Annotated in this window: 15 protein-coding genes; 3 read left to right on the top strand and 12 right to left on the bottom strand. The window is 30.2% G+C overall.

Annotation, left to right across the window (positions count from 1 at the left end):
- Nucleotides 1–33 precede the first annotated feature (33 nt).
- The 3 genes from ATE90_RS00965 to rnpA are packed head-to-tail and all read right to left on the bottom strand — an operon-like array spanning nucleotide 34 to nucleotide 3,754.
- The gene (locus ATE90_RS00965; protein WP_036782827.1) at nucleotides 34–1,713 is read right to left on the bottom strand and encodes a DUF6909 family protein; all 1,680 of its coding nucleotides are present in this window, start codon (nucleotides 1,711–1,713) and stop codon (nucleotides 34–36) included.
- A 27-nt stretch (nucleotides 1,714–1,740) separates the two neighbouring features.
- Complete coding sequence (locus tag ATE90_RS00960) at nucleotides 1,741–3,375, bottom strand: S41 family peptidase (RefSeq protein WP_036782824.1); 1,635 nt, start codon at nucleotides 3,373–3,375, stop codon at nucleotides 1,741–1,743.
- On the bottom strand, nucleotides 3,362–3,754 hold the full coding sequence (gene rnpA, locus ATE90_RS00955) for a ribonuclease P protein component (RefSeq protein WP_036782821.1): 393 nt from the start codon (nucleotides 3,752–3,754) through the stop codon (nucleotides 3,362–3,364). Before rnpA ends, ATE90_RS00960 begins: the two co-directional genes overlap by 14 nt.
- A 203-nt stretch (nucleotides 3,755–3,957) precedes the next feature.
- On the opposite strand from rnpA, the gene ATE90_RS00950 reads away from it, so the two are divergent.
- The 3 genes from ATE90_RS00950 (at nucleotide 3,958) to ATE90_RS00940 (ending at nucleotide 9,483) form a co-directional block, all read left to right on the top strand.
- Complete coding sequence (locus ATE90_RS00950; RefSeq protein WP_101450616.1) at nucleotides 3,958–5,136, top strand: acyl-CoA dehydrogenase family protein; 1,179 nt, start codon at nucleotides 3,958–3,960, stop codon at nucleotides 5,134–5,136.
- Between the two features lie 20 nt (nucleotides 5,137–5,156).
- Nucleotides 5,157–5,897: an SGNH/GDSL hydrolase family protein gene (locus ATE90_RS00945; protein WP_101450614.1), complete on the top strand. Its 741-nt coding sequence runs from the start codon at nucleotides 5,157–5,159 to the stop codon at nucleotides 5,895–5,897.
- A 136-nt stretch (nucleotides 5,898–6,033) separates the two neighbouring features.
- Entirely contained in the window at nucleotides 6,034–9,483 is a 3,450-nt protein-coding gene (locus tag ATE90_RS00940) for a hypothetical protein (RefSeq protein ID WP_101450612.1), read from the top strand.
- 489 nt (nucleotides 9,484–9,972) lie between these two features.
- Here ATE90_RS00940 and ATE90_RS00935 read toward each other — a convergent pair whose 3' ends face one another.
- The 9 genes from ATE90_RS00935 to ATE90_RS00890 all read right to left on the bottom strand — a co-directional run bounded on the left by ATE90_RS00935 (nucleotide 9,973) and on the right by ATE90_RS00890 (nucleotide 20,413).
- Nucleotides 9,973–10,818 carry a universal stress protein gene (locus ATE90_RS00935; RefSeq protein WP_101450610.1) on the bottom strand — a complete coding sequence of 282 codons (846 nt, stop codon included), beginning with the start codon at nucleotides 10,816–10,818 and terminating at the stop codon, nucleotides 9,973–9,975.
- A gap of 169 nt (nucleotides 10,819–10,987) precedes the next feature.
- A complete protein-coding gene (locus ATE90_RS00930; RefSeq protein ID WP_036782802.1) occupies nucleotides 10,988–11,173 on the bottom strand; it encodes a YgaP family membrane protein in 186 nt (61 codons plus the stop codon).
- Between the two features lie 18 nt (nucleotides 11,174–11,191).
- The gene (locus ATE90_RS00925) at nucleotides 11,192–11,497 is read right to left on the bottom strand and encodes a hypothetical protein (RefSeq protein WP_036782798.1); all 306 of its coding nucleotides are present in this window, start codon (nucleotides 11,495–11,497) and stop codon (nucleotides 11,192–11,194) included.
- Complete coding sequence (locus tag ATE90_RS00920; protein WP_036782796.1) at nucleotides 11,497–14,691, bottom strand: efflux RND transporter permease subunit; 3,195 nt, start codon at nucleotides 14,689–14,691, stop codon at nucleotides 11,497–11,499. Before ATE90_RS00920 ends, ATE90_RS00925 begins: the two co-directional genes overlap by 1 nt.
- A gap of 188 nt (nucleotides 14,692–14,879) precedes the next feature.
- Complete coding sequence (locus ATE90_RS00915; protein WP_036782794.1) at nucleotides 14,880–15,959, bottom strand: efflux RND transporter periplasmic adaptor subunit; 1,080 nt, start codon at nucleotides 15,957–15,959, stop codon at nucleotides 14,880–14,882.
- An 8-nt stretch (nucleotides 15,960–15,967) separates the two neighbouring features.
- Nucleotides 15,968–17,272 carry a TolC family protein gene (locus tag ATE90_RS00910; protein WP_101450608.1) on the bottom strand — a complete coding sequence of 435 codons (1,305 nt, stop codon included), beginning with the start codon at nucleotides 17,270–17,272 and terminating at the stop codon, nucleotides 15,968–15,970.
- Nucleotides 17,273–17,656: 384 nt separating this feature from the next.
- Nucleotides 17,657–18,547 carry a hypothetical protein gene (locus tag ATE90_RS00905; protein WP_101450606.1) on the bottom strand — a complete coding sequence of 297 codons (891 nt, stop codon included), beginning with the start codon at nucleotides 18,545–18,547 and terminating at the stop codon, nucleotides 17,657–17,659.
- Nucleotides 18,548–18,607: 60 nt separating this feature from the next.
- Nucleotides 18,608–19,288, bottom strand: a complete 681-nt coding sequence (locus tag ATE90_RS00900) for a DUF6799 domain-containing protein (RefSeq protein WP_036782786.1) — start codon at nucleotides 19,286–19,288, stop codon at nucleotides 18,608–18,610.
- Nucleotides 19,289–19,831: 543 nt separating this feature from the next.
- Nucleotides 19,832–20,413 carry a methyltransferase domain-containing protein gene (locus tag ATE90_RS00890; protein ID WP_036782781.1) on the bottom strand — a complete coding sequence of 194 codons (582 nt, stop codon included), beginning with the start codon at nucleotides 20,411–20,413 and terminating at the stop codon, nucleotides 19,832–19,834.
- Nucleotides 20,414–20,592: the final 179 nt, after the last annotated feature.

Below are 20,592 nucleotides of genomic sequence, written 5' to 3'. Positions count from 1 at the left end.
TTTTCGTTTTGTTGTAAAATTAGTCTTTGACTATTAAAAAATTTGTTCTAATATTTTTTGAGTGATGGCATATGTAGGCGTAACACCGGTCATCCCTAAACCTCCAGAAGCTAATGTTGCTCCGGTTTCTAAAGGGTTGTCTGAAGCATAATAGGCATATCTTACTTTTACATTTTCAGAAATATTCCCTCTAATTTTTGATGCAGATTGAATGGCTTTTTGATAATGTGCTCCTTCCATTTCTAAACCAATTACATTCCAGGTAGAATCATGAAAAAACTTTAACAAATCTTTATTTTGTAATGATGTTCCTAAAACTGAAATCATAGAACCATCAAAAACTTGCACTCCAAAACCCTCTAAATCTTCTTTAGATAACTCATTTTTAAAAGGGTAATTGTCTGCGGTTCCTTCAAAAATATGGGCAGAGGGTATCATAACATCTCCTTTCCCTCCTTCTAAAATTCCTGCTTTTCCCATAATGGAAACAGACTTTACATCTAAATGAATTTTATTCTTTTTATCACCATAAGGTTTTAGCAACTCATCCATGGTTTCAAAAGCTTGTTCTCCAAAAGCATAGTCCATTACAATAATAACAGCATTTTCTTCTATAGAATTTACTTTTCTAAACGGTGAAACATCAAAATTTATTTTATCCGTATCAATTATTTGTACATTAATATTGGTTCCAGATGAATCTTTTACATAAATCAGTCCGTTCTGTGAAGCATAATCTTTCACTTTTTTCTGCAAAGGTTTACTATTTGCATTACTTAGCAATTGATATAATTCAAATCCTTCATGCTTTTTTGCTTCTTCTGGTAAAGCGCCTTTTGCATAAATTGCATTTAAAACACTATGCATATTCGCACTAATAATATGTATTGGTCTTTGTAGAAGTACATTTTCTTTCAGCACCTTTTTTATATTATTAGCCCAAATTTCACCGTATATATGATGACCAATTTCTTCAATTAAAACTGAGCTAAAAGTAACTGTCCGTTTTTTATTTTCAAAAACTTCATTTATGGCTAACTTGCCTAACCAATAAATTAGATTGAAAAATTTAAGTGGATTATTTTCTGATGAAAATACTTGATAAAGTCCTGAAACTTCGTCATAAGTCCTTCCTAAAATACTTCCTAAATGGGCTATTAAAACCTCTTTCTCTTTTTCTGAAATTGATTTATGATATAAAACAACATCTTCCAAATATTTCCATTCTCTAATGAAATCTTCTCCATCATTAAGAGAAACCCTTTCTTGAATCTTATGAGATTCCACGAATAAAAAAGTTAAATGGGTTAAAATATCATAGATTTCAGATCTTCCTCTCGTAATCTCAATATTCATTTGATCTTTATCAATTCTGTAACAATTCCTTCTTCTTTTTGCCGGAATAATTGCTTCAAAATGAGAGTTTTTATAACCTTCGTCTGCTGTTAAATTAATAAATTGACATTCTTCAATTCCTTCTGGAAGTCTTTCTATAACATAAACTAAACCATCTAATTCTGTTCTTTCTTCTGCAATAGAACCGTAAATTTCTGGTCGTAAAAGCAATAAAGATTTACGCAGAGTTTCCCCTGAAATTCCCATTGGCTTATAAAAACCTCTACTAAATAAATGACGCATAGAAATATATAATTTTTCTATGGCATTTGTAGATTCTTGAGCTCTTGTTCTCTCTATATTTTTGGTTTTTGACATATTAAATTTTGAGGTGCAAATATAAAATTATTTCCCTGATAAAATATTTTTATAAACATCTTCGTTTTTAAGCAATTGAACGGCTTCAGAAATGCTTTCATCATTTTTTAAATGATGTCTATAAACTCCTTCTTTATAATAGTATTTTTCTAAAACCTCTTCTTCTAATAATACTTTAATAATATCTTGATTTTTAGTTATTTCATTAATTTTAGCCACTATTAATTTCTGCTTTATTTTTTCATATTCTCTGGAAATATTACTATTTTCAGAAAGCATATATGCCGCCTTAAACAAACGCTCTTGTTCTGTTACAAAAGTTGTATCCGTTTCTAAAAAAGCAGTAAAACTCTTAAAATCTGTCTTTGAAAATTTATAATTTTCAGCAGCTACAATTTTTGGATTTTTATAATAATAATCAGCAGCAAAGTTAAAAATTGCTTTAGAGTTTATTAGTTTCTTAGTAACATCAGTTCTTTTAGATGTTTTTATTTCTACATCAGGCATTACCCCTCCTCCATCAAAAACGGTTCTTCCATTTTCTGTTTTAAATTCATTAATTTGGTTATCAGAAAACTTAGGAACCTTGCCCGTTTTAGCATTTCTATTGGTGTAATCTAATTCTTGAATACATCTTCCACTTGGGGTGTAATATTTAGAGATTGTCAATTTTAATTGATTTCCATACGTTAAAGTTCTGTACCGTTGTACTAAACCTTTTCCAAAAGAACGTTCTCCCATAATTACAGCTCTATCATAATCTTGCAAAGAACCACTTACTATTTCTGATGCCGATGCAGAACGTCCATTAACCAAAACTACGATCGGAATTTTTAAATCTAAAGGTTCATTTGTTCCTTTATACGTATTACTCCATTTTTTAATTTTGGCTTTTGTGGTAACAATTACTTTTCCTTTTGGAATAAAAAAGTTTGAAATATTAATTGCTTCCAGAAGGGATCCTCCAGGGTTATATCTTAAATCAAACACCAATCTTTTCATCCCCTCCTTCTTTAAGGATCTGTATGCTTTTTTCACTTCTGACGAGGCTTTGTTGTTAAAGCGAGTTAAGGTAATATAACCTATTTCATCATCTATCATTTTATAAAAAGGAACAGGATTAACAACAACTTTCTCTCTTATTAATTCTTTTTTAATAATTTTATCTTGACGCTCAATTTCTACAAATACTTTACTATCCGGAACTCCTTTTAACAACATAGAAAGTTGCTCTCTTTCCATGTTTTTAAGTGACTGACCATCAATAGAAATAATAACATCTCCTGCTTTTAAGCCTGCTTTATCGGCAGAAAACCCTTTGTAAATCTCCTTTAGTTGAATTCCTTTTTTTATATAATAAACAGCAGTACCAATTCCAGAATACTCACCTACTCTTCTCATTTTGGCGTCTTCCACATCTTGTTCATTGTAAAAATTTGTATAAGGATCTAAATCTTTTAAAGTGTTTTTTATGGCTTTATTAGTAAATTCTGCAGGATTTATTTCGTCAATATAATACATATTTAACTCCTTAAATAGTGTATTGTAGATTTCTATCTGTTTTGCAACTTCAAAGAATTTTGATTTAAATGAAAACGTTAAAAAAAGCGTTCCAACTAATAAAAATAAAATCGTATTCTTTTTTAATTTAAAGTTTTTCATGTGAATTATTTTTTACTTCCTCCACAAATAAATTCAATAATTTATCCATTTTAGAAAAAATTTCTTCGTAAGCTTTTTCTTCTTTCCCAATATACGAAATCATAAAAACATGCGGTTTCTCAACATGATTGTACACAATTTCTTTTTGCAAACGATAAGTTTCACGCATCAATCTTTTTAAACGATTTCTATCAGGAGCCTTTTTAAAATTTCTTTTGGCAACAGAAACACCAACTTGCGCAGGAAAACTTGACGTATGGTCTATTTGTAAATACACCATCCTTAATGGAAAAGCTTTTACAGACTTGCCTTCTTTGTACAGTCTTTCTATCAATTTTCTACTTTTTAATCGTTCTTTTTTTCCTAAAGTAAACTTCATCATTACAAACTTAAACGAAATCAATAACTTTTTAAAGGTTTGGCAACATGAACTTCAAAAATTATGTATTTTTATTTAAATATTTACATGTTCATTTTTAACTAAAAATATTATAAAATTAAACAATATTTGATAAATTTGTTGGAAATTAGACATTTATAAAAATTCTAGTTTTAACAAACCATACATTTAAGACAAACTATATGAAACCTGATTTATTTCAAGCACCAGATTATTATAATTTAGACGATTTACTGACCGAGGAACACAAATTGATTCGTGAAGCAGCTCGTGATTGGGTAAAACGTGATGTCTCTCCAATTATTGAAGAATACGCTCAAAGAGCAGAGTTTCCAACTCAAATTATTGGTGGTTTGGCAGAAATTGGTGCCTTCGGACCTTATATTCCTGAAGAATATGGCGGTGCAGGTTTAGATCAAATTTCTTACGGGTTAATTATGCAAGAAATTGAACGTGGGGATTCTGGTGTTCGTTCTACTGCCTCTGTACAATCTTCATTAGTAATGTATCCTATTTATGCTTATGGGAATGAAGAACAACGTAAAAAATATTTACCAAAATTAGCTTCGGGTGAATGGATGGGCTGTTTTGGTTTAACAGAACCTAATCACGGCTCTAATCCGTCAGGAATGGAAACAAAATTTAAAGATATGGGAGATCATTATCTTTTAAATGGCGCAAAAATGTGGATTTCAAATGCACCTTTTGCACAAATTGCTGTTGTTTGGGCAAAAAATGAAGAAGGTAGAATTCATGGTTTAATTGTAGAGCGCGGAATGGAAGGTTTTTCTACTCCTGAAACTCATAATAAATGGTCTTTACGAGCATCATCAACTGGTGAGCTTATTTTTGATAACGTAAAAGTGCCAAAAGAAAACCTATTGCCAAACAAATCTGGACTTGGAGGTCCTTTAGGATGCTTAGACTCTGCGCGTTATGGAATTGCTTGGGGGGCAATTGGTGCTGCCATGGATTGTTATGATACTGCTTTACGCTATTGTAAACAACGTGAGCAATTTGGTAAACCAATTGGTCAATTTCAACTGCAGCAAAAGAAATTAGCTGAAATGATTACAGAAATCACCAAAGCGCAATTATTAGCTTGGAGGTTAGGCACTTTAAAAAATGAAGGAAAATCTACTTCTGCTCAAATTTCTATGGCGAAAAGAAATAATGTTGATATGGCGATAAAAATTGCCAGAGAAGCAAGACAAATGTTAGGCGGAATGGGAATTACAGGTGAATATTCTATTATGCGTCATATGATGAATTTAGAAAGTGTTATTACATATGAAGGAACTCATGATATCCATTTATTAATTACAGGTTTAGATGTCACTGGTTTAAATGCTTTTAAATAATTAAAATCACATTACAGAAGATGAAGAAACTGTTCTATAGTAGTATCCTCAGTGTTTTTTTTCTGATGGTTTTTTCTTGCAGTAGCTCTAAGGACGAAATACTAGAAATTGAAGAGGATATAATTATAAAGGATGAAAATGTTTCTCAACACGGAACTTTTAAAATACTTTCCTTAGGAGATAGTTATACTATAGGACAAAATGTCTGTGCAAAATGTAGATTTCCAGCACAATTGGTAGACTCTCTTTTAATCAGGGTAGACAATAAAAGTTCTTTCCCTTTAAAGATAATTGCCAGAACAGGATGGACAACTTCTAATTTAATTAGTGCCATCAACTCAGAAAATCTAACTTCAAATTATAATTTTGTAACGTTATTAATTGGAGTTAATAATCAATATCAAAATAAAGCTTTTTCAATTTTTGAAGAAGAATTTCCTGAATTGGTAAAAATAGCTATTCAATCTGTTGGAGGAGATTCTAAAAAATTAGTCGTTTTATCAATTCCAGATTATGCTTTTACTCCTTTTGGAAATGGAAATTCAACAATTTCAGCTGAAATTAAAAAATATAATGATTTTACTCAATCATACTGCATTCAAAATAATATTACTTTTTTAAATATTACTGATATTACTGAACAAGGATTAACAAATCCTGCATTAGTTGCAAGTGATGGTCTCCATCCTTCTAAAGAGGCCTATGCACAATTTGTGGAAAGACTTGTTCCGATAGTTTTAGAAAAACTAAACTTAAAATAAATCTTTTATTTAGTCTTATTCCACTCAATCGTATTCGTTAAAATATACTTGAAACATGATATTTAACAGTTTTTACAAATAATTCTTGTTTTAGTTTTGCTCTAGAAATTATACTAATAATATCAAGTGAAACACCATGCAAGAAACTAGAAAAGACATTGTTCAGTTTATTAACTTACAATTAGCTTCATTAGGCCAACCAACATTTAAAGATAAAACAGATAGTTCTGATACCTTTTTAGATCCTAAATTTGAAGCATTAACGAGCGGGCTTATAAAAAGTTTACAAGAAAAATCGAGATTATTATCTAATCATCATTCTCCTGTAGATAAAAGAATACAACAGTTTATAGATGACTATTTAAAAGATGTATCTATTGACAAACCAATTATTTTACCAAATAACACCTTAATTTTATCAAAAAAAGGACAAGCCAGAGAGGTAAGTTTACCACCAGATGGAGATTCTTTTAAAAGTGATTTAGTTACTTCTAGCAGAATAAAACAAGGAATTTTAAATAATCCTTTACATGATAAAAGAACCACAAAAGGCACTTTTCATATTGTTGAGGGAAATTTACCCGTTCCTTTAGATAAAAAAGAAGTGCCAAAAGTAGTATTTGCCCATTTTTTGAATGCCGCTTTTAATCCATCGGAAGATTTAAAAACATTACCATTTACATCAAGTCAAAAAGAGCAAGCTAGAGTAATGGCTTCAATGCTATTAAGACCTATAGTTTGTCCAGAGGTAAAAGGTGTCATCACAAAAAAATCTTTAGAAGTTCGATTTTTTGTCCCAGGAAATTTGGTAAGTAATTTAGATTTTGTAGAATCTATTTTCGGGAATGCAGGAGATCCTAATTTAGCTCAAAATGACGCTGCATTGGACACGGAGCATTGGACAGGCCACACTGGGTGTATTATTTTAGCACCCCAATTAAAAGAATTAAAAAAGAAAGATGTTGGCTTACCTCATTTTAATGATGCTACTGATCGTCAGAAAAAAGAGGGTATGTGTTGGAAAGATGAAAATGAAATTTATAACGAAGGTGGTGCTTTTAAAATTACCTGCAGGGATGACAGAGGTGTTGTAATTACCTTAATTGCAGACAACTACTATGGCTATTCTAAAAAAGAAATTAAAACTCAAATTAGCTACTCCGCTAACTTATTTGGCTTAGTAGAAGAAGAACACGCTGGAGGTGCAATTGCATTTGCAAGAAGAGTTATGGGAGATACTTTAGATGGTAGAGACTATTCTGAGTTTCATAATTTCGAACATACTTTTGAAGGTGTAAAACAACTTCTAGGAGATACCATTGAAGTTAAGCCAGAAAACTACGCTGTGGATAAAAAATACCCAAACATCATCTATATTCCTGAGTTTTCTTATGTAAACATCAATACAAATAGTATTACTTGGATGCACAACAGTAGAGAGCAAAAACTTACATTGTCTCCTTATAAGATATATGTTCACCCAACCGGAAATAAATTTAGATTAGACAAACATGAGTCTGTAGATTTATGGAGAATTGTAGATACGTTCGCCGAAGGAGTTTTCTGCCATAAACCCTGCACCGTTTCTGGTGGTGGAAAATCTGAGATTTCTAAATCGATGCAAAATGCAATTACCTATAGTAATTTCAACATTCAAAATATTGAGGACGACTTCAAAAAAGCAGATGAAATTATAGAGTTTGACTATTCAACTCGTTGGAAAATAAAAGATCCAGAAAGACCGAAATCTAGAACCTTTTTAAGCGAAAAAAGAACGCTAAGTTCTGCCGTTAAATTATTAATTCCTTCTGAAGAAAATTCAAATGAATTTAATGAATTCTTAAAAGGTATTCCTGTTCATATTCGCTCTTTAGTTTTATTTGTAAAACGTTTATACAGACAAGCGCATGGCGAGTTAAATTGGAAAGACTATATGTCTGTCGAAATTATTAATGGACAAAAAGGTACTGGTTTATTGCACAACAACACACCTGTTGTTGGTAGTTATGTTCGTGTTGGCTTCAATGAAAAAGGAAATTGGATGTTAAATAAATTGCGCTCAGACTTTTCTCCTTCTGAAAAAATTCAAACAGAAGATGATATTACGGCATCTATTACTTTGCCTAGAGAACAATTATCAAATTTAAATCCAGAATTCACAAATAAAAGTTTAAAATTATTAACCAATTGTGAAGCTCATTTATTTCAAAGACCAGATGAAGCTATAGTGCGAGGTTATGACAAACATGCAGAAAAAGATTTAGTTGCTGATGGCCGTTTCTTAACAAATTATGAGTTGCTAAAAAAAGCAGATGCTATTGCTTTATATGAAGACACTATCAATTTTGATAAATATACACAACCTGTCAAAGATTTTGTAGAAAGTATTGTTAAGGGTAATAAAAAAGAACAGTATTTCGTTGTTCCTTCCCATACTAGAATTGTACAAGGAGAACCCACAAAAAATCCTCGCTATTTAGAACCAAGTTTAAACATTTTAGAAACTGAAGAAACTTATTTAGCTGATATTGGAGTTCGTTTGGTGAGAAAAATCAACTTAGATGAACCCGTAAATCATACCGTAAACGCAGTTTTACCAGGAAGAAGAAATAACCCTGTAGACAAAGCTGCTGGTATAAGACCTTTAGCAGTTTACAATCCTATCCACTATCAAGAAGCTCCAGAATTATTTATGGATTTCATTTGTAGTTTAACAGGTAAGTCGCCATCAACAACAGGTGCAGGTTCTGAAGGAGCTTTAACAAAAGCACCTTTTAATATGCTTACTCCAACAACCGATTTAAACAATGCTTTGTTATCGCATATCTTAACAGAATCTAACGGATTTAGCACTGCTGCAGGTTATGTAGGTTCAGAAAATAAAATTGATCATGATGTCAGTTTATTAATTCCTGAAATTTGGGCAAGATTAGAACCAATCGATAGAGATCCCAAAGCTTTAATTGCAAATGGTTCTTTAGAAAAAATTGAGGATTTTGAATATGAAGGAGAAACCATCCTAGCAAGTAGGTTAGGTTATAGAATTACTAAAACTTTCTCTTACAGATGTATGAATCGAATTTTTGACGAACCTACTGCTGTCTTTAGTGACAGAATGTTACAACCTGAAATGCAAGGATTAGAAGATTATGCAGATGGAATTAAAAACATAACTGAGGCTCAGCAGAAAGTTGCATTAAACTATTTTGAAGATGGAAGTATTGCCGCTGCCATTCCTCCCTTAAAAATTCTACTGCACATAATGGCGTATGGAAACTATGAAGGAAAAGATATTAGTGATTTAGAATTACGTAAATATTTCGATAGAGATTATGTTGTAAACAGTGATTGGTATAAAGCAAGATTAAAAATAAAACAACAAAGAGACATTGTTTTTTATGGAAATCAAATAAAATACTTAGAAGATTTCCTAGCGAATCCAAACAACCAACTTTTAGTTTCTGAGATGGACATAATGAATCGTTTAGAAAAAGTAACACAATTATTTGAGACAGTAAGATCTGAAACTTATTTAGAAACTTTAACAGGAACAATTGGAGCAGATCCTCTATATAAAAAAGTTTAGTATTTAATAATTAAGAAGCCGCTTCTGGGAATATATTAGGGCATCTCGTATAGTTGATGCCCTTTTTTTATGCACTTATCGAAGTACTTCTTTTTTAGCAGCAAACAACCTAAAAAAAGCACGAACGAACTACATTTAAAAAGACGAATTACGAAAATATACTTACAACTTATAGAGAAAGTCCGGGCAAAATATAGGCAATACAAAAAAGACTGCTATCATTAATAAAAAAACCCAAAATAAGCCCATTATCAGGGGGTATGCAATAGTATACCTCTTTAATTTTGGATTTATTGAATGCGCCAACAATCCATGAATACCTCCGCTAAAAAGAAAAAAAATTAAACCTAAAGTTAGTGTTAAAAAAAGTACAGAATGAGAATCTTTTATTGTAAAAAGATAAAACCCTAGCAATAGTGAAATAACAATTAATATTCTATATATCCTTCTTTCCATTTTTTTTATTTTTATAGTTTTTAAGTAACATTATTATAATTGATCTTCATTAAAACTCATTAATGGAACATTACCTAGTGTTTCCATTTTTTTAACTAAATCTGTGTGGAAGAGCATTTTCATTATTCCTTTTGAGCTTCTTTCTAACATCGAAACCATGTCTGCATTTTTTTCATTTAAATAAGATTTTAGTGCCTCAAAAACATCTTCAGAATAGATTATTTCTGTATCAATTTTATCATATGTAACTTTTTCATTTAATAGTTTCCTAAACCAAACCATTTTATTTCTGTACACATCATCTTCTTTTAATGAAATATGAACAATTTTCATAGTAGCATTAAATGGTTTTGCTATTTTAACTAAATCATAAATTGCACTTATATCATTTTCTTCAAAATCTGAAGCATAAACTATCGTATCAATCTCAAGCGAATTTTGTTCTTTTGGAATTGTCAATATAGGGCATGGTGCTTTTTCAATAAGTTGTTTTGCGGTATTGCCTAAAAGTAATTCTTTTAATACTTTTTCACTTTTAGTGCCAGTAATTATCAAATCTGCACTTAGGTTATTTGCTTTTTTTATAATTCCTTTTACGATAGATTTATCTTCAATTGCATCAAAACTTAGATCTAATTTATCTATGTCACCTTCGTAATTTTTTGTGCAAAAATCAACTAATTTCTGGTAATGTGTTTTGTACGATTTTTCTTCAAGATTTTGATAAGGTTCTGCAAGCTCTTTGCTAAAAACTGTTGGATAATCGAAAACATGAATTACAAACAAACTTGCATTTAATTTTTCACTTAAATTAAAGGCATATTTTAAGGCAGGTATTGCGTTTTCTGAATAATCTGTAGCATATAATATTCTTTTCATCTTATGTGATTTTAATACATTAATAGCTCAAATTTAAGACTCTAAAACAACCTGTAAAATGATAAATATCAACTTATTACACATTGTATTTATAGCATAAACAAATGAACCTTGTATAAAAATATTTTTTTTTAGAATTTACTAGTGCTCTCTTTTAGCCTCTAAAACATCATTTTTTTACTCCTAATTTCATTAAAATTGTTTCCAATAAACACCATTTAGTATATGCAGATTGCAAGATATTTACTCCTATAAAAACAGTTAACCAAATCCAATTTTGATTAACATACACTGTAAGCACTGCACTTAACAAGACCATTACTCCTACGATAGCTCTAAAATATTTATTTAACATTTTTATTTATTTTTAAGTTTATATAAATTTTTCTACGGGAACAATAATCGCTTTTATTGGATTATTTGTTTCCACATGATTATTGAATTCTTGAATGATTTTGAATAAATCATCAATTTTATCTTTATTAGTAAAAGAAAAAAACATAATTGACTCATTCCCACTTTTTCCTGCTGAAAACCAATTAGAACCCATTAATAATGAGGGTGCATTTTTATACCCAGCAATATCTGCACTACTAAAATTTTTAATATTTGCTTTTGTGAAAATTTTTAAAACATCCTTTTGAAATTCTTCAACCGCGGTAACTAATACTAATTTCATTATTTATAGTTTTTACGTTCAATCATATAATATACTAGTGGTACAACCAACAAAGTCAAAACAGTTGAAACAATTGTTCCTCCCATTAAAGAGATTGCTAATCCTTGAAAAATTGGATCAAATAAGATTACAAATGCTCCTATGACCACAGTTCCTGCTGTTAATAAAATTGGGGTAGTTCTCACTGCTCCTGCTTCAATTGCAGCTTGTTTTAAAGGAACTCCATCTGTTAATCTTAAGTTGATAAAATCAATCAATAACACCGAATTTCTTACCATAATTCCGGCCAAAGCAATCATTCCAATAAATGATGTTGCTGTAAAAAATGCTCCCATAATCCAGTGTCCTAAAATAATTCCTATAAGTGATAACGGTATGGCAACCATCATAACTATCGGAGCTTTAAAGTTTTGAAACCACCCAACAATTAAAATATAAATTAAGATAATAGCTCCTAAAAAAGCGATTCCTAAGTCTCTAAAAACTTCTAATGTAATCTGCCATTCTCCATCCCATTTTACAGTATAATTATTTTCAAAATCTGGCTGCCCCAAATACATTTCATTTAACGTGTATCCTTCTTGCAATTTTATTTTACTCAGCTTTTCCTCCATTCCTATAATGGCATAAGCAGGACTTTCTAACTCTCCAGCCATATCCGCCATTACATAAACAACACGTTTTTGATTTTTACGATAAATACTTTTCGCAGCAATCGTTTCTTTAATTTCAACTAAATCTGCAACAGGAATCATGTTTCCTTGTTCAGATTTCACTTTCAATTGAGAAATATCAGAAATTGTTGATTTTTCTTTTTCATCTAGACTCAAAACCAAACCAACTTGATTTACAGCATTTTCATCATATAAATTAGTAATTGGGCTATTAGATAATGCCCTATGCATTGTGTACGCAATTTGCTGAGGAGCAACTCCATACAACATTGCCTTTTCTTTATTTATTTCAAATTGATATTCTTTTTGATTCGCTTCGACCATCCAATCTACATCGACTACATCCGCTGTGTTTTTTAATATATCCTGAATACTATTTGCAATGTTCATTTGCTCATTGTAATCAGGTCCATAAATTTCAGCAACTATCGTTGACATTACCGGTGGCCCAGGAGGAACTTCAACCAACTTTACATTTGCACTATATTTAAAGGCTATTTTCTGAATTTCTGGTCTTAATAATTTTGCAATTCCATGACTTTGAATATCTCGTTCACCTTTATCAACCAAGTTCACTTGAATATCTGCCATATTACTTCCTCCACGTAAATCGTAATGACGCACTAGACCATTAAAGGTGATTGGTGCAGAAGTACCAATATAATTTTGGTAATTCACCACTTCTGGCCTTGTAGATAAATATTGAGCAATTTCTTGGGTAACAACTCCAGTTCTTTCTAACGTTGTACCTTCCGGCATATCTATTACAATCTGAAATTCGTTTTTATTATCAAAAGGTAACATTTTTACAGCAACAGATTTTGTAAAAAATAAGACCGTTGTTCCCATTAACAAGACAAAAGTTCCTCCTAAAAATAACCAACGTTTTGCCTTACTCTCTAATAGAGGTCTTTCAAATTTATTATAAACCTTATAAATAAAAGTTTCTTCTAATGGTTTTTGTACTTTCTCTACTCCTCCTTTTTTATCTTTTTCTCTCAAAAAAATATACCCTAAATAAGGTGTAATTGTTAAGGCTACAAATAATGATAAAATCATTGCTATTGATGCTCCAATTGGCATTGGCGCCATATAAGGCCCCATTAAACCAGAAACAAAAGCCATTGGTAAAACAGAGGCTATTACAGTAAACGTAGCTAGAATTGTTGGGTTTCCAACTTCGTTAATTGCATATAAAGCAGCTTGCTTAAAAGGCAATCGTTTCATCTTAAAATGCCTATGCATATTTTCGGCAATAATAATTGAATCATCAACTACAATACCAGTAACAAATACCAATGCAAAAAGCGTAATTCTATTTAATGTATAATCTAACATGTAATAACTCAACAGCGTTAAAGCAAACGTAATTGGGACTGATAAAAACACGACCAATCCACCGCGCCAGCCCATGGCTAGCATTACAACCAAAGTAACAGCAAAAATAGAACCTATCAGGTGTAATAACAATTCTGATACTTTATGAGAAGCTGTTTCGCCATAATTTCTGGTGATTTCTATTTGTACATCATCCGGAATTAAAGTTTTTCTTAAATGATGCACTCTATCTAGTACTACTTCTGCAATCTTCATTGCATCTGCGCCTTTTCTTTTTGCAATAGAGATAGTTACTGCTGGATATTCAGATTTGTATGTTTGAGATTTATCACTCGCTTGTCCAAAACCTATAGACACATAGTTTTGTGGCACTTCTGGACCATCAATAATTGTTGCAATCTGTTTTAAATAAATAGGTTGATTCTGTTGAACGCCCACAACTAAATTTTCTACATCTGCAACAGATGACAGAAACTTTCCGGTATTGACTAAAAATTCAGTATCATTTGTATCAAAACTACCTGATCTTAATTGTGTGTTACTGGCTTTTATCATTTGTGAAACTGATAAAAAATCTAATCCGCTTGATGCCAATTTATCTTTATCTAAAACAACTCTTAATTGCCGATTTCTTCCCCCAATTTTATGTGTGATAGAAACATCATTTACTTTTTTAATCTCCGTTTCTAATTCTTGGGCCATTTGACTTAATTGATAATCACTATAACTTTCGCTCCATAGTGTTAACCCTAGCATTGGCACATCATCAATAGCACGGGTCTTAACCAATGGAAACGTAACACCTTCTGGCATTTGATCCATGTGCTTATTAATTTCATTGTATAATTTCACAAATGAGCGCTCAATATCTTCGCCCACATAAAACTGCACAATCACCATTGCTTTTTCATTCATTGAAGTAGAATACACATATTCTACACCTTTAATATTAGAAATTAATTTTTCTAAAGGCTTTACAACTCTTGTTTCTACTTCTGTCGGACTCGCACCAGGATAACCAACAAAAATATCCGCCATTGGCACATCAATTTGTGGTTCTTCTTCTCTAGGAATTAAAAACGAACTATACACACCAACAACCATAAAGACAATCATTAGAAGCACTGTCAGTTTTGAACCAATAAAGACTTTTGCAATTTTTCCAGCTAAACCTTCTTTCATAATATGCATATTTTGGGCGTTTTAACAGGCTATTCGTTTCAATCTTTTTTTACCATTTATAAAAGCAAAAAAAGTATTTTCACTGCTATCCTTAACGCGATAACTCTTGACTAATTTTTTATTTTATTGATACCTGCAAAGTTTTTTAAACTGAGCGAGATTATAATAAATACAATAACTATTTATTACTACTGAATACTAACTTTCGCTCCGTTAAATAGTTTTGTTTCAGAAGAAACTATATACGACTCATCAGAATTTAAACCTGATAACACTTCCACTTGATTTCCATAAATTCTTCCCAAACGCAACCAACGTAACATTGCAGTATTACTTTGACTTACGGTATATACTCCAGATAATTGACCGTTTTTTACAATTGCATCTAAATAAATTAAAACCAATGACGATTTTACTTTTCTTTCTACAGGAAATTGTACTGTAGAAAACATTCCCGATAATATAGTTATAGCTGTTTTTTCTAAATCTATTTTCACTAAATACTGTCCTCCAGTATTTTTAGCAGAAGTGCTTACTTCGCTAACTTTTCCTTTAAGTGTTTCTTGCATAGATTTGATTAAAACATTAACAGTTGTTCCTTTTTTAATTTGTAATATTTCAGTTTCAGGAACCATCGCTATTACTTCAAAATCTTTAGGAGACTCTATGCTCATTAAAGCGATTCCAGGGCTTGCCAAATCTCCATTTTCTATATTTTTACTAGTGATTACACCACTAAAAGGAGCTGTAATATTTGCATACACAAATTGTGCATTAATTTCGTTTTTCATTTGCTTTGCAGATTCTAAACCTGCTTTAGTCATTTCATAATTAGCAGTCATATCATCCATTTCTTTCTGGGTAATACTATTACTCCCAAATAAATTTTTAAAACGGTTGTGATTTTTTTCAGCATTCTTAAAAACAGTATTAGCTTTTATAATTCCTGCATTTACTTGTGCTTTTTTAGCTTGGAGATCAGTATTATTAATAGATACTAACAACTGTCCTTTTTTAACTTTATCTCCAACATTTACGTATACCTTTTTTACGTACCCCATCATTCTTGTACTTACATCGGTCCTATTAGACGCTTGTATTTTTCCACTTACCGACAAAAACTGATTATTACTATTTGTTGCAACTTTACGAACTGTAATTTTAATTACAGGCGAATTATCTGTTACTACTTTTTTATCTTCACTACTGCAGCTAATAATGAATAAGGAGGCAACTATTAACGAGATGATGTGTATATTTTTTTTCATTTTGACGCTTATTCTTTGGTTATAAATTCTAAATAAATTTGTGTAAAATTGTGTTCAAAAATTGTTTGGAAATGTTCTAATTGCTTTTGTGCAAATTGCGTTTCTGCCATTAATAAATCTGAAGTCTTTTCTAATCCTTCTCGAAATCTATTTTTGCGAATTCTTAATGATTCTTTAGATTGTTGAACAGCTAAAACTGTTAAATTTAATCTGTTTTTTGCATCTAATAATTGGCGCTTTACTTTGTTTAACTCTAAGTTGCTTTTAGAAACATATTGAGTATATGCTAACTTAGATTTTTCAAATTCAGCTTTACTTTTTTGTGCTTTTCCAAAACGTTTTGAACCTTGAAAAAGATCCCAACTTATCTGCGCGCCAATTGAATAACCATTTGCATTTCCTTGAAAAACCTTGTTATCGTAAATTTCATAACTCCCAAATGCATTTAACCGCGGTAAAAAAGCCATTTTATCTGCTTTATTCAATGCTTCATATCCGTTTGAAGCTAGCTGCATCGCTTTTATATCTGGCCTATTTTCAGAAATAATCTTTTTACCAACCTTAAAACTTAAAACCGTTAAACTTTCTGTTGGTTTATAAACAACATAGTTTTCATCATTCATTAAAAATGATATATAATTTGAAGCATTTTGTACATTACTGTTTGCTGTTTGTAACTGATTTTTAACTTCTGTAACTCGTACTTCAACATTTAAAACATCTGTCCGTTGCAAAAGCCCTTGTTTAAAGTTATTATCTGCGATTTTTTTATTTGCATTTGCAGCTTCTAAAGCTTTTTCCAAAACTTCAACGGCTGTATATGCCAACTGCAATTGCATATAAGATTTTTCAACTTCAAAAAGTAAATAATCTTGAATACGTTCCGTTTTTAAAGACACTGCATTCATTTTAGATTTTGCAGCTTTTCGCTTATAAAAACCATCTAAATTGATTAAAGGTTGCTGAATTTCTAACTTTGTTGCAAAATTTTGAGTTTTTGTTGGATTGTTTAACAAAGAAGGATTAAAATCGTTTTGTGTTAATATTTCCTGATTCAATTTAGAACCAAAAGCCATTAAAGGATTTGTTGTTGAAAATCCGGTATGACTTGCTGTAATATTTGGTAAAAATACTGCATTGGTTTGCTGGAAATCTCCTTTTGCAGCCAAAACATCTTGTTGAGATATTTTAAGAGTGTTGCTGTTTTCTTTTACTTTAGAAACAACTTCACTCTTAGTCAACATAATTACTTCTTGACCCCTTATAAAGGAAGAGAGTAAAATTAATGTTACTATTAATAATTTAGTTTTCATAATTGTATTCAATTAATTTTAGACAAAATTAAGGCAGGTTAAAACACTAGTTTGTAACATTTGTTACTAATAATCTTAAACAATATATCTCTAAACAGATTGCGATATTTTTAGATAATTTAATAGTTAAGTCATTTTGGGAATCAAAGAACTTGAGGATAATAGTGTATCTATCCTTTTTTGAATTTTAAGCTTTATAAGTAAGAAATCTAGTATGAGTACTCAATTAAAAATAACAATACTGCTACTTTTTTCACTAAAAGCTATTTAATGTATGTTGATAAAAACAAATACTAATTTCTCCATAATTTGAAATCATACTTTCAGGGAAGCTGCTAAAAAAAAGCGATCAACTACATAGTAAAGATTATAAATTTATAGAGTTTAAAATCTATAACTTACACCTATAACAGCATAAAAAGTAGTGTCTAAATTTTCCTTTGTAACTATACCGTCAATTATCAAAGTAGTTGAGTTTTGAGGTAATACGATTGCTGGTAGAAACATAAATGTAAATGAATCATATACATACCACATTGGCAAACTAAACTCTAGAGCCATCATATTAAATTTTTCACTTTCTTGAATTACTACTTCAGTTGTTGTTTGTGTGCTACCGTCTCCTTCTCCTTGTCCTTCTCCTTCTCCTTCTCCTTCACCCACTGCTTTAGAACTAAAACGATTATTAATATAATATTCTTCATAAAAATTTTGAGTTCCGAAATAAATTCCTATCGTTGGAGAAATTTGAAATTTTGTTTTTTCTGAAACAAAATCATGACTAACTTCTGATGACAAAAAGAAATCTGAATCAGTTTTTTTATTAAAATACGTATTGGCTGTTACACCTAAATTAATGATATCCAAATCATAGATAATACTAGCTGTTAAATCTGCTTCAACTTCTGAAATAACATTATAACTATCATCATTAAAAAAGTATTTTGTAAATGAAATATCTCCAGTAAGTTTCTTAATACTAAAATCATATCCGGTAGTAATTAAAAACAAATCTATTCTAGATTCACTAGATTTCGTTAGATATGAAAAAGAACCACTTGCGTATAAACCAGATTTATTGTGATAAAGGATTGAAGGATACAAATATGGAGTCGCTATAGAATCTTTTCTTCCCATAAAAACGGCATCATTAATAAAATTCACATTTAAAGAAACATAGGATGCTTCTTTCTCCGTAATGTTTTGTCCCAGTGTTATATCGCTGAATAAAACAATGAGTATAATTAATATACTATTTAGTTTTAAATTTTTCATCACATCATATTTTATATTAAAAAAGGGTTTATAAAACTATAAACCCTTTTTATTACTGATTTATGACTTTCTCTTTTTACTCGTTACTTTTTTAATAGTAGTCTTTTTTTGAGCTTTCTTTTTTAATAAGTTCTTGTTTGCATTTATCTTTTTCTGAATGATCATTTTTCTATGTGTATATGTATTTCGATACATTTTACCATCTAAATTTAAACACTCACCGTCCTTTAAACGCAACTGTTTTCTCTCTCTTGTTAAAAGTGCTCCATCTGGACTTAATTGAGACCCGTCACTTAATTGTAATTGCTGTTGTAATCTTGTTTGTTCTCGATTTCTAATCTGTACAACATCACCATCAACTAACATATAATGAACTCTATTTTGATTTCGTTCTTGAACTTGACTCTGTGAAAGCCCTTTATTCTCTTGCTGAATTTTATATCTATATTGATATTCATTACGATATTTAACGCCATCTTTATCTAAACATTCACCATCTTTTAAACGAAGTCTTTTCTGGTCTCTAGTTCTATATTTCCCATCTGGGCTAATAACAGTTCCATCATTTAATGTCTGGTTAATTCTTAATCTAGTTTGAAGTTGATCTCTAATTTGTAAAACATCTCCATCTACTAACATTAAATGTACCTGGTCTTGATCTTGAACTTGATCTTTGTCTTGTGCTTGTATAGCCGCTGTTCCTAGAACAACCAAAGCTATTAGTAATATAATTTTTTTCATAAGTACTATATTTATCGTTAAATTCTTTAGCTAAATTAGGAACAAAACTTACATTACAAAATGACCCAGGTCATGCAAAAAACTTAATGTTTAGTGCTTTCATCTTATCAAATTTCAGCGATAAAAAGAAATTTTTCAATCTAAAATATTATATAGTAAAATAAAAAAAGACAGCTTTAAATTCTCTTTTCTATAGAATTAAAATCGACCTTAAGCTTTAAAAAAATAATTATAATTTAATTGTTTTTCTTGCACAATTAGAATCGTTTTTAAAAACTAAAACATTCTTTCCCTTTGTTTTGGAATAAATATGATAATTGAAAAAAAAAAATGAAGCGCTTGTTTTTAAGAAGGAATATTTTACTTTCTACCGTAAAAAAAGATTTAAATAATTTATATCTAAAAATCCTTTGGTTACCAAAAAGTGCAATGCATTATTTGAAAAGTAAAAATGGTATTGATCTCAAAACTAATATGCCTTTAAAAAATAAAATCTCCAAAAACCTCAAATAAAATCAGCTGCCTTTGATTTCTCTATTCTTTTTAATTCTTCGTTAGTTTAATAAATAACTCCATTCCTTGCCTATTATGAAATGAATTATAACATTTTGTAAAAACATCCATTTTAAAATATGATTCGAAATAAGCTGTGTATTCTTTTCTATTTCCACCAAAAGGTGGGTGATCAGTATTCAGTTTTGCATCAAAAAGCAACCCAACTAATTTGCCTTTTGACTTCAACAAATCTTTCATTTTGAATGCATATTTTTCTCTTAAATTCGGGTCTATAGCACAAAAAAAGGTCTGTTCTATTGCCAAATCAAAAGTATCTTTCAAATCAAAAAAATTACCCAAAATTAATTGTGAATTTGGAAAATTTGGAACTCTTTTTTTTATATTTTCTAAAGCTGTTTTAGAAACATCTACGACATATACATTTTTAAAACCATTATTAAAAAGGTATTCTGCTTCATAGGAATTCCCCCCTCCAGGAATTAATATTTTTAAATCTTTATTTATCAGTTGGTCAAAATAGGTTTTTAAAGGTGGCGATACTTCACCTAAATCCCAACCAATTTTATTAGTTTTATACTTATTTTCCCAAAATTTTTCAGATAAAATCATTTATTAATCGAATAAAATTGCAATTTAATGGAATATTATCCATCACTTCTCTCTTCACAAAATAAACCCTTTTTACGGAGATTTTAGTTAACGTAAAGAAAAATATTGGCTAAAAAGCTTTTTTAGATTCTTGATATTAATCTCGTTTAAAAAATTTTAAGGAAAAAAAACTCTTCTTT

It is taken from the genome of Polaribacter sp. Hel1_33_96 (assembly GCF_002846595.1).
Classification (GTDB): domain Bacteria; phylum Bacteroidota; class Bacteroidia; order Flavobacteriales; family Flavobacteriaceae; genus Polaribacter.
This window is presented reverse-complemented; position numbering and strand designations above follow the sequence as displayed.

What these genes read in the sequence shown, in the direction of transcription:
- rnpA (WP_036782821.1), bottom strand. Translation starts at nt 3,754, where the DNA reads ATGAAGTTTACTTTAGGAAAAAAAGAACGATTAAAAAGTAGAAAATTG.
- ATE90_RS00890 (WP_036782781.1), bottom strand. Translation starts at nt 20,413, where the DNA reads ATGATTTTATCTGAAAAATTTTGGGAAAATAAGTATAAAACTAATAAA.
- ATE90_RS00915 (WP_036782794.1), bottom strand. Translation starts at nt 15,959, where the DNA reads ATGAAAAAAAATATACACATCATCTCGTTAATAGTTGCCTCCTTATTC.
- ATE90_RS00905 (WP_101450606.1), bottom strand. Translation starts at nt 18,547, where the DNA reads ATGAAAAATTTAAAACTAAATAGTATATTAATTATACTCATTGTTTTA.
- ATE90_RS00935 (WP_101450610.1), bottom strand. Translation starts at nt 10,818, where the DNA reads ATGAAAAGAATATTATATGCTACAGATTATTCAGAAAACGCAATACCT.
- ATE90_RS00920 (WP_036782796.1), bottom strand. Translation starts at nt 14,691, where the DNA reads ATGAAAGAAGGTTTAGCTGGAAAAATTGCAAAAGTCTTTATTGGTTCA.
- ATE90_RS00950 (WP_101450616.1), top strand. Translation starts at nt 3,958, where the DNA reads ATGAAACCTGATTTATTTCAAGCACCAGATTATTATAATTTAGACGAT.
- ATE90_RS00940 (WP_101450612.1), top strand. Translation starts at nt 6,034, where the DNA reads ATGCAAGAAACTAGAAAAGACATTGTTCAGTTTATTAACTTACAATTA.
- ATE90_RS00910 (WP_101450608.1), bottom strand. Translation starts at nt 17,272, where the DNA reads ATGAAAACTAAATTATTAATAGTAACATTAATTTTACTCTCTTCCTTT.
- ATE90_RS00925 (WP_036782798.1), bottom strand. Translation starts at nt 11,497, where the DNA reads ATGAAATTAGTATTAGTTACCGCGGTTGAAGAATTTCAAAAGGATGTT.
- ATE90_RS00900 (WP_036782786.1), bottom strand. Translation starts at nt 19,288, where the DNA reads ATGAAAAAAATTATATTACTAATAGCTTTGGTTGTTCTAGGAACAGCG.
- ATE90_RS00965 (WP_036782827.1), bottom strand. Translation starts at nt 1,713, where the DNA reads ATGTCAAAAACCAAAAATATAGAGAGAACAAGAGCTCAAGAATCTACA.
- ATE90_RS00930 (WP_036782802.1), bottom strand. Translation starts at nt 11,173, where the DNA reads ATGTTAAATAAATATTTTAGAGCTATCGTAGGAGTAATGGTCTTGTTA.
- ATE90_RS00960 (WP_036782824.1), bottom strand. Translation starts at nt 3,375, where the DNA reads ATGAAAAACTTTAAATTAAAAAAGAATACGATTTTATTTTTATTAGTT.
- ATE90_RS00945 (WP_101450614.1), top strand. Translation starts at nt 5,157, where the DNA reads ATGAAGAAACTGTTCTATAGTAGTATCCTCAGTGTTTTTTTTCTGATG.